Source organism: Polaromonas sp. YR568 (assembly GCF_943372955.1).
Lineage (GTDB): Bacteria > Pseudomonadota > Gammaproteobacteria > Burkholderiales > Burkholderiaceae_C > Polaromonas.
On sequence record NZ_CALSAL010000001.1, the window covers coordinates 1240566 to 1249204 of the forward strand.

Genomic DNA, 8639 nt, shown 5'->3' on the forward strand with positions numbered 1-8639 from the left:
CACTCCGAAGGCTTGCGGCACCGCAGCCGTAGGCGGAGGTCTCCAATGAAGAGGCTGGTACTTGCTGGCGCTGGCCATGCTCATGCGCAGGTGCTGCTCGAGTGGTCACGCGTGCCGCTGTCCGGAGTGGAGCTAGTCGTGGTGTCACCACAGGCATTGGCGCCCTATTCCGGCATGGTGCCCGGCTGGCTGGCCGGCACCTATCGGCTGGACGAGATGGTGATCGACTTTCGGGGGTTGTGCGCCGCCGCCGGCGCGCGCTGGGTCGCCGCCGAGGTGGATACGCTCGATCCCGACCGCAACCAACTCATACTGACCACCGGCGAGGCACTGGGCTATGACCTGCTGTCGCTCAACGTCGGCTCTACCTTGCGCCCGCCACCGGGGGAATGCGCTCGAATGCTGGCCATGCGGCCGCTGTCGGCGCTGCCCGCCGCCTACGAAGCGGTGCTGGCGGACTGGTCGCGTGGGCCGACGGATCGGCCCTGGACCGTGACCGCGGTCGGTGGCGGCGCAGCCGGCGTCGAATCGCTGCTGGCGGTGCTGGCCCGGCTGCGTCATTTGCGCCCCGACCGCCCGGTGCAAGGCGGCCTGGTCACCAGCAGCGCGCAATTGCTGCCCGGCCTGTCGGTTTCGGCCCGCCGAGCGGCACGACGTGCGCTGGCCCGTGCCGGCGTGACCGTGCAACTGGGCAGCCGATGGTGCGATGCCATCGGCCGCAGCAGCGATTTGGTCTTGTGGACGACAGGCGCCGAAGCGCACGACTGGCAGCGCGATCCCATGCGCCGAGGCGGGCTGGCCGTAAGCGCGCAGGGCTTTGTGCAGGTGGACGCGCAACTGCGTTCAGTCTCACACCCGGCAGTGTTCGCGGTGGGCGACTGCGCCGACTGGGCATCCGGCCCCCACGCGTTGCCAAAGGCAGGCGTGATCGCAGTGCGCATGGGCCCCGTCCTCTCGAACAACTTGCGCGCCGCCTTGGACGGTCCCGTGGCCGGCAAGCCCTACCGCCCGCAGCGCCAGTTCCTGGTGCTACTGGCAACCGCGGACGGCCGCGCCATCGCGTCGCGCGGACCTTTCGGCGCGAGCGGATCCTGGGCATGGCGCTGGAAGGATTTCATCGACCGGCGCTTCATCGCGCGCTACGCCAAGACCACTTCCTCCACTTCTTCCACTTCTTCCACTTCTTCCACTTCCTACGAAAGCGACATCGCATGAGCTCCTCACGCCGCCAAGTTCTCACAGGCGCAGCCGGCACAGCCGCCGTCCTTGCCTTGCCCCCGCTGGCCTTGGCCCAAGCCGCCCCACTGAAGTTCGGCGTTGGCATGTTCCAGCCTGATCGCGAGAAGAACGACGCCACCTACCGGCCACTGGCGCAGCACCTGTCGCAGCGGCTGGCTCGGCCGGTCGAGCTCCGTACGGTCGACAGCTGGGAGGGCCTGGCTAAGAGCCTGGCCAATGGCGAGACCGACATCGCGTTGATGGGTCCCTGGGGCTATGTGTTGGCCAACCACTTTGCCAACGCGCAGGTCGTGTCCACCATCCTGTACCAGGGCAAGCCGGAGTATTTCGCGATGATCGTGACGCACCCTGACTCGGGGCTCTCCAGCATCCAGGATCTGCTCGGCCCCAAGGGCAAGGGACGCAGCTTCGCGTTCGGTGACAAGGGCTCCACCTCGGGCTACCTGATTCCCCGGCACTTCTTCATGCAGCAGGGCATCGACCCCGAAAAGCACTTCGGACGGGTGGTCTACACCAAGCACCAGGCTATCCAGACCCAGGTAACGGCCGGACAAATCGACGCCGGCGCCGACTACAACCGCAACCGCACTGCGATGATCGACCAGGGGTTGATCCGGGCCGAGCGCAGCAAGATCATCTGGCAGTCGGCGCCGCTGCCCAACGACGCCGTGAGCGTCAGCGCAACGCTGTTCCAGGACAAGGCGTTCGTGCGGCGGCTGCAGGCAGCGCTGGCCGAGGTGGGTCCTTTGCTCAAGACGCAGGCCTCCTTGCTGCCGGCCAACTACACCGGTTTCGTCGACACCGACAACGCCTTCTACAAGCCGATCCGCGACGCCGGCCTGGCCACCGGAACACTGGCTGCGAAGTGAGCCGGCGATGAGTGCTGCGCTCGCCCCGCCCAGCGACCCCGTGGCGCGCGGGCGTCTGGGCTTTCTCGCGCTGGCCACGGTGTATGCCGCCCTGGTGCTGGGCTGCGCGTGGACGCTGGCGGCGGCCGGCGACCTATCCCTGGGTCGCAACCCCTGGGACAACCTGCTGAAGTCTTTGGGCGACTTCTCAAGGCCAAGTTTCCTGGATGTCTGGTTCGGACCGGAAAGGCTGGAGTATCGAAGCGACGATGGCACGGTGCTACGTGTGGAGAACCGCCGCCTGGTGGAGGCCGACTTTTTGGCGGCGCTGGGTCGGGCCGCTTGGACCACCTTCCAGATCGCCACACTGGGTTCGTTGCTCGCTGCTGCCCTGGCCCTTCCACTGTCGATGGCCGTGGCGCGCAACCTGCGTGCACCGCGCGCCCTGGCTTGGGCGGCCAAGGGTGTGCTCGACGTCGCTCGCTCCATCCACACGCTGGTGTTCGGGCTGGTGCTGGTCGGCATCGTCGGTCTTGGCCCGACCGCTGGCGTCCTGGCCATCGCACTGCACTCGATGGGCACCTACGGCAAACTGTTCGCGGAAAGCATCGAAGCGCTGGACATGGGCTCCATCGAGGCAGTGCGGGCCACCGGAGCCGGTCCAGTGCAGGTCTTCTTCCATGGTGTGTGGCCATCGGTGCTGCCGCAGTTCATCAGCCACCATTTGTACGTGTGGGAGTTCAACATCCGCGACTCGACCATCCTCGGCCTGATCGGCGCCGGAGGCTTGGGCCTGCTGATCAGCGAGGCGGTGAGCCTGTTCCAGTGGAGCCGGCTGGCCACGATCCTTCTGGTGGTGGTGGCGCTGGTGATGGCGTTCGATGCCCTGTCCCGGCGCGTGCGAGAGGCTTTGCTGTGAGCATCCCGGTTCCCAGCGAACAGGCAGACGCCCCAGTCGCGGTCCGGCTGGACAAAGTGCGCGTAGAGGCTGCCGGTCGGTGCCTGCTGCGCGTGCACCGGCTGGAGGTGCGCCGCGGCGAGCGCGTGGCCATCGTCGGGCCCAACGGAGCGGGCAAGAGCACCCTGCTGCGGCTGCTCGCTGGCCTGCTGGCGCCCTCTGCCGGGGAGGTTCAGGTCCTCGGACGTCCAGCGCAAGAAGTCCCGCGGCAGGCGGTGGGCCTGCTGATGCAGGGCCTGCACCTGGTGCCGCGGCTCAGCGCTCGAGAAAACGTCATCATCGGCGCACTGGCCCGGCTTTATGGTGCCGACGCCTGGCGCAGCTGGCTGCGCCTGTACCCGGCGGCGCTGTTGCATGAGGCGGACTCGGCATTGGCGGCACTCGGCCTCGGCGAGTACGCAGGTGCGCGGGCAGACCAGCTTTCCGGTGGCGAGCGGCAGAAGGTCGCCCTTGCGCGCCTTCAGCTACAGCAGCCACAGCTCGTGCTGGCCGACGAGCCGACTTCGGCGCTGGATCCGAGTGCCACACAGCAGGTCTGCGAGGCGCTACTCGCCTTGTCTGAGCCGGCCGGTCGTACGCTGATCAGCGTGGTCCACGACCCGGAATTGCTGCCCGTGCTGGCCACGCGCGTGATCGGCGTCGCCGGCGGCGAGGTCCAGTGGGACCTTGCCATCGAGGCCGTGCAGCCCGAAAGTCTGCACGAGTTGTACCGGTCACGGACCAGCGAACTCTTTAGCGGCGCAGGGTCTGCACCTGCGCTTTCCACCAGCATCCCGTACCTGCACCCGGCACCTTCCATCCACTCCAGGAGTTCCACATGAGCCCTATTCGCACGAGCACGCTGCTCGCCTCGCTGATCCTGCTGGCCGGCTGCGGCGCCATCGGACGTCAGCACCACGGCATGCAGGGCCCGCATGGGCTGGTGGCCGTCAAGAGCCCGCACAGCCAGTCCGACACTGTGAACCGCCTGGAAGCTGAGGTTCGCCAGCGCAACCTCAACGTCACTGCCCGAATCGACCACGCAGCGGCCGCTCAACGCATCGGCCAGTCGCTGCGCCCGAATGAGGTGGTGATCTTCGGTAATCCACAAGCAGGCACTCCGTTGATGCAATGTGCTCCCACTGTGGGAATAGACCTGCCGATAAAGGCTCTCGTCTGGACCGATGGTACCGGCCAGGTCTGGCTTGGCTACAACGATCCGGCGTGGCTGGTTCACCGGCATGGTGTGCCCGAGTGCCCGGCCGCCGAGAACGTCCGCAAAGCGCTCGCCGCGATTGCCGAAGCGACGGTGGCACGATGAACGCCAGGCTCGATCCATTGGCTGTCGCCACCCAGGGCGATGCTCCCGGTCGCAGTTGCCCGCTGCACTACCGGTACGCACCGGAAACATTCGCCCGCGCGGCCGATTTGCCGACCACAGACGTGCTCTACGTGGTGGGTGGCTTGTACGGCAACGAGCTGGCACTCGAAGAAGTGCTGCGACTGTTCGCCGCTGAACGCGGGCGTGCGCAGCTGGTCTTCAATGGCGATTTCCATTGGTTTGATGTGGACTCTGAGGTGTTTGCGCGGGTACAGCGCCAGGTCTTAGCCCACGCGGCGCTGCGCGGCAACGTGGAGACCGAGTTGGCTACTGAACCTGAAGGCGGAGACGACGATGCCGGCTGTGGCTGCGCTTATCCAGACTGGGTCGGCAACGCGGTGGTGGAGCGCTCCAACCGCATCTTGAGACGCCTGCGCACGGCCGCTACGCCCGCCCAGCGCGCTGAGTTGGCGGCCCTGCCGATGACGCTGCGGGCCGATGTCGGCGACCTGAAGCTGGGTATCGTCCATGGCGACGCGCAGTCGCTGGCTGGCTGGGGCTTCGCCCAGGAGCACCTTCGAGATGACGCCCATCGCGACACCGTGCGAGGCTGGCTTGCCCAGGCGCAAGTCGATGCGTTTGCCTGCACCCACACCTGCCTGCCGGTGTTCCAGCACTTGCGCGGCGCCGGCGATGCAGCAGCGCAATGGATCTTCAACAACGGTGCGGCAGGCATGCCCAACTTCAGCGAAGATGGCGCTGGCCTGCTTACGCGCGTCGCGCTGCATCCCTTCGAAGGTCCTCAGCGGCGCTTCGGGGTGCAGCAGGGCGAGGTCTTCATCGACGCCATCGCCATCGACACCGATGCCGCTCAGGTGCGCGCACGCTTCCTGCGCCAATGGGCAGAAGGCAGCGACGCGCACGCATCCTATTTCCACCGCATTGCACACGGCCCCGACTACCGTGTGGGCGACACAATTCGAATTGAGGAGTGACCAACATGCTGGCCATCATCGGAGGCACCGGCCTCTACGAACTGAACGGACTTGAGGTGGAAGATCGCCTCGCAGGCGACACGCCCTTCGGTACGCCTTCTGGCGAGATTCTCAGGGGGCGCCTCCACGGTCAGCGGTTGCTGTTCCTGGCGCGCCATGGCGCTGGCCACCGCCTGCTGCCACACGAAGTGAACTACCGGGCCAACATTTTTGCGCTCAAACGCGCCGGCGCCACGCAGCTGCTCGGGTTTTCCGCCGTTGGCAGTCTGGCGCAGGAGGTGGCACCTGGTGTCCTGGCGATGCCCGCGCAGTACATCGACTGGACGCGCGGCCAGCGTGAACGCACGTTCTTCGGTGGCGGAGTTGCTGGGCACGTGTCCACGGCACGGCCGGTCAGCGCGTCTCTGGTGGAGGCGGTGTGCGCGGCTGGACAACGCGCCGGCCTCGCCGTGCGACGTGGCTTGACTTACGCCTGCGTGGAGGGTCCGCGACTGGGCACCCAGGCGGAAAGCCACATGTTGCGACAGCTCGGCTGCCATCTGGTGGGTATGACCAACGTGCCCGAGGTCTTTCTGGCGCGCGAAGCACAGCTGGCCTATGCGACGGTCGGCCTGGTGACCGACTACGACTGCTGGCTGGACGACCCCACCCAGCATGTAAGCGTTGGCGCGATTTTTGAGCGCTATGGGCAGACGCTGGCCCAGGCGCGGCAGATGCTGGACGCGCTTCTGCAGGCGCCGTTGCCGCAGCCGGAGCCTGAAAGTCGGCAAGCCCTCGCCAACGCCCTGCTCACCCCGGAGGTCGCGCTGTCACCAGCACAAAAGGAATGGCTGGAGGTCCTTCGCCGTTGATCGGCCAAAAATCAACTTTCTGCTCCGTGCAAGACAATTCGCGAGGGGCTGTCGCTCCGGATTTGAACTGACCACCAAAAGTTGGACGAAGTTCAAGGGGCTCCATGAAGAAGTATCCAACAGAGAGCCTCGCGCCCTCTCAAGCCCACGCAAGTATGTAACTACAGGCAACCACCGAAGCTGAACCTTTTACGCTAGGCTTCGTGCGAATGATGCCTGCAACGGTGCGAGCTGATATGTATCCGCCGAGAGTCAAGGTTCGGTAGTGATCTTCAGCCACTGATGGCTAAGGAAGAACTTTCGCACACCTCTCCAATCAGAGCTCCATTAAACTCCCGTCATGCCTAGAAATAGCCGCCAACGCCTGATCACAGCGCTCTTCGCGCTGGTCAGCCTGCTCTTTATGCAGCTGGCGGTGGCAAGCTATGTCTGCCCTGCTTCAGGTTCCAAACTCAGTGAAGCGGCCGCTATGGCCGAAGCCGGCATGCCGTGTGCCGAATCCATGGCCTTCACCATGGACGATCAGCAACCCAACCTGTGTCATGCGCATTGCCAGGCGGGCCAACAGACCGCTGACAAGTACCAGGTGCCAACGCCTGTTGCCATCGGCGGTTTACCTGCCGACTTCAGTTTGCAGATCGCCATACCAGTGTTTTCTGAGGCGCCGCTGCAGGCTTCTCATCTTCAGCGCCCAACCTCCCCTCCAGTCGCCATCCGCAACTGCTGCTTCCGACTCTGACCTTTCAGGCCACTTAGCTCCTGTCTGATGCATTTCGCGTGTATCGACAGGCCGTTATTCGTGCTCTGGAGGTTCTATGTTCATCCCATTTCCGAAGTTTCGGACAGTCGCTGTCGGCCTGACGCTCACAGTGGCGTCTGCGTCCTGGGCCGCTGACCCTCTGACTCTGGTCGAGGCGCAGCGCATTGCCATCGGTCGATCCCAGCAACTGGTCGCTCAAGGCGCGCTGACGGCCGCTGCCCGTGAGCAAGCCATTGCGGCCGGCCAGCTCCCTGACCCGGTACTGAAGTTCGGGATCGACAACCTCCCGGCGGACGGCGTAGATCGCGGCAGTCTGACGCGTGACTTCATGACCATGCGCCGAATCGGCGTGATGCAGGAAATCACGCGCTCCGGTAAGCGCCAGTTACGCGCAGAGCGCTTTGAACGCGACGCGCAGAAGGTGCAGGCTCAGCGGCAGCTGACCCTGGCCAACCTGCAGCGCGACACGGCACTGGCCTGGCTGGAGCGGTATTACGCCGACGCCATTCGTGAGCTGGTGCGGCAGCAGGCCGAAGAAACCCGGCTGCAGGTGCAAGCGGCAGACACCTCCTACAGCACCGGCAGGGGCAGTCAGGCCGATGTGTTCGCCGCACGCAGCGCGGTGATGCAGCTTGAGGACCGCCTGAGCCAGATTGATCGACAGTCACGCAACGCAGGCCTGATGCTAACCCGTTGGGTGGGCGCGCCGGATGCAGACCGACCACTGTCAGGCTCACTGCCATGGCACACCACCCCACTGCGTGGTGAGGTGTCAAGCGGACATTTGAAGCAGCACCCTGATCTTCTGCTTATCAGTGCTGAAGTTGATTCAGCCGAAACAGATGCCCGCCTGGCTCAAGCGAACAAACAATCGGATTGGGCTATTGAAGCCAGTTATGCGCAGCGCGGTCCGGCTTACTCCAACATGATCTCCATCGGCGTCTCCATCCCGCTGCAATGGGATCAAAAGAATCGCCAGAACCGCGAACTGGCTGCCAAGCTGGCGTTGGTCGACGAAGCCAAGGCTCGCTACGAAGACATGCTGCGAAGCCGCGAATCCGAGGTGCGCGGCTGGCTCAACGATTGGCAGACAGGTAAGGACCGGGTCGCCCGGTATCGCAATGAATTGATCCCGACAGCCCGGCAGCGCACCGAGGCGGCGCTGACCAGCTATCGCACAGGCAAAGGCGATCTGGCCAGCGCACTGGCCGCGCGCCGCGATGAGATTGACACCCGCATACAGGCCTTGACTGTGGAAATGGAAACCGCGCGTTCGTGGGCCCAGCTCAAGTACCTCAATCCCGAACATAACCTGCCAGCACACACCAAGGAGCAGCAATGAACAAGAAATACTTCGTTGGCGCGTTGATTTCCGTCGGTGTACTGGGAGCGGCAGGCTATGGCCTGTATAGCCTGGGAATGAAAAACGGCAGCAGCACAGTGGCCACTGTCACACCAGGTGAAGCAACGCCGACTCAAGGGACGGAGCCGGCAGCTGTCCCCCAAAGCATTGCCGAGGGGGAAGAGGCCACCCGCCGTCACATCAGCGCCGGCATCAAGGCTGGCGATACCGATCCAGCCACAGGCCGCAAGGTCTTGTACTACCACGACCCCATGGTGCCCGCCAGCAAGTTCGACAAGCCAGCCAAGTCGCCGTTCATGGACATGATGCTGGTACCGGTCTATGC

The 8639-nt window shown here is 64.9% G+C and carries 9 protein-coding genes and 1 pseudogene; all 10 read left to right on the forward strand.

Translation table 11 applies throughout. The features are described from left to right. The first annotated feature begins 45 nt into the window (after positions 1-45). Positions 46-1215 carry an FAD-dependent oxidoreductase gene (locus AAG793_RS05890; protein ID WP_341905276.1) on the forward strand — a complete coding sequence of 390 codons (1170 nt, stop codon included), beginning with the start codon at positions 46-48 and terminating at the stop codon, positions 1213-1215. Then, a complete protein-coding gene (locus AAG793_RS05895) occupies positions 1212-2108 on the forward strand; it encodes a phosphate/phosphite/phosphonate ABC transporter substrate-binding protein (protein WP_341905279.1) in 897 nt (298 codons plus the stop codon). Before AAG793_RS05890 ends, AAG793_RS05895 begins: the two co-directional genes overlap by 4 nt. Before the next feature lie 7 nt (positions 2109-2115). Continuing rightward, positions 2116-3006, forward strand: coding sequence for a phosphonate ABC transporter, permease protein PhnE (gene phnE / locus AAG793_RS05900; RefSeq protein ID WP_341905282.1), 891 nt, complete (start codon positions 2116-2118; stop codon positions 3004-3006). Next, positions 3003-3866: an ATP-binding cassette domain-containing protein gene (locus AAG793_RS05905; RefSeq protein ID WP_341905286.1), complete on the forward strand. Its 864-nt coding sequence runs from the start codon at positions 3003-3005 to the stop codon at positions 3864-3866. Before phnE ends, AAG793_RS05905 begins: the two co-directional genes overlap by 4 nt. Beyond that, complete coding sequence (locus tag AAG793_RS05910) at positions 3863-4345, forward strand: DUF302 domain-containing protein (RefSeq protein WP_341905289.1); 483 nt, start codon at positions 3863-3865, stop codon at positions 4343-4345. Before AAG793_RS05905 ends, AAG793_RS05910 begins: the two co-directional genes overlap by 4 nt. Further along, positions 4342-5340, forward strand: a complete 999-nt coding sequence (locus tag AAG793_RS05915; RefSeq protein WP_341905292.1) for a hypothetical protein — start codon at positions 4342-4344, stop codon at positions 5338-5340. Before AAG793_RS05910 ends, AAG793_RS05915 begins: the two co-directional genes overlap by 4 nt. Positions 5341-5345: 5 nt before the next feature. Further along, on the forward strand, positions 5346-6191 hold the full coding sequence (locus AAG793_RS05920) for an S-methyl-5'-thioinosine phosphorylase (RefSeq protein WP_341905295.1): 846 nt from the start codon (positions 5346-5348) through the stop codon (positions 6189-6191). 340 nt (positions 6192-6531) lie between these two features. Continuing rightward, complete coding sequence (locus tag AAG793_RS05925) at positions 6532-6930, forward strand: hypothetical protein (RefSeq protein ID WP_341905298.1); 399 nt, start codon at positions 6532-6534, stop codon at positions 6928-6930. 76 nt (positions 6931-7006) lie between these two features. After that, positions 7007-8293: a TolC family protein gene (locus AAG793_RS05930; RefSeq protein ID WP_341905299.1), complete on the forward strand. Its 1287-nt coding sequence runs from the start codon at positions 7007-7009 to the stop codon at positions 8291-8293. Beyond that, a pseudogene (locus tag AAG793_RS05935) lies at positions 8290-8639 on the forward strand (efflux RND transporter periplasmic adaptor subunit); the annotation flags it as partial. The gene AAG793_RS05930 and the pseudogene AAG793_RS05935, both read left to right, overlap by 4 nt.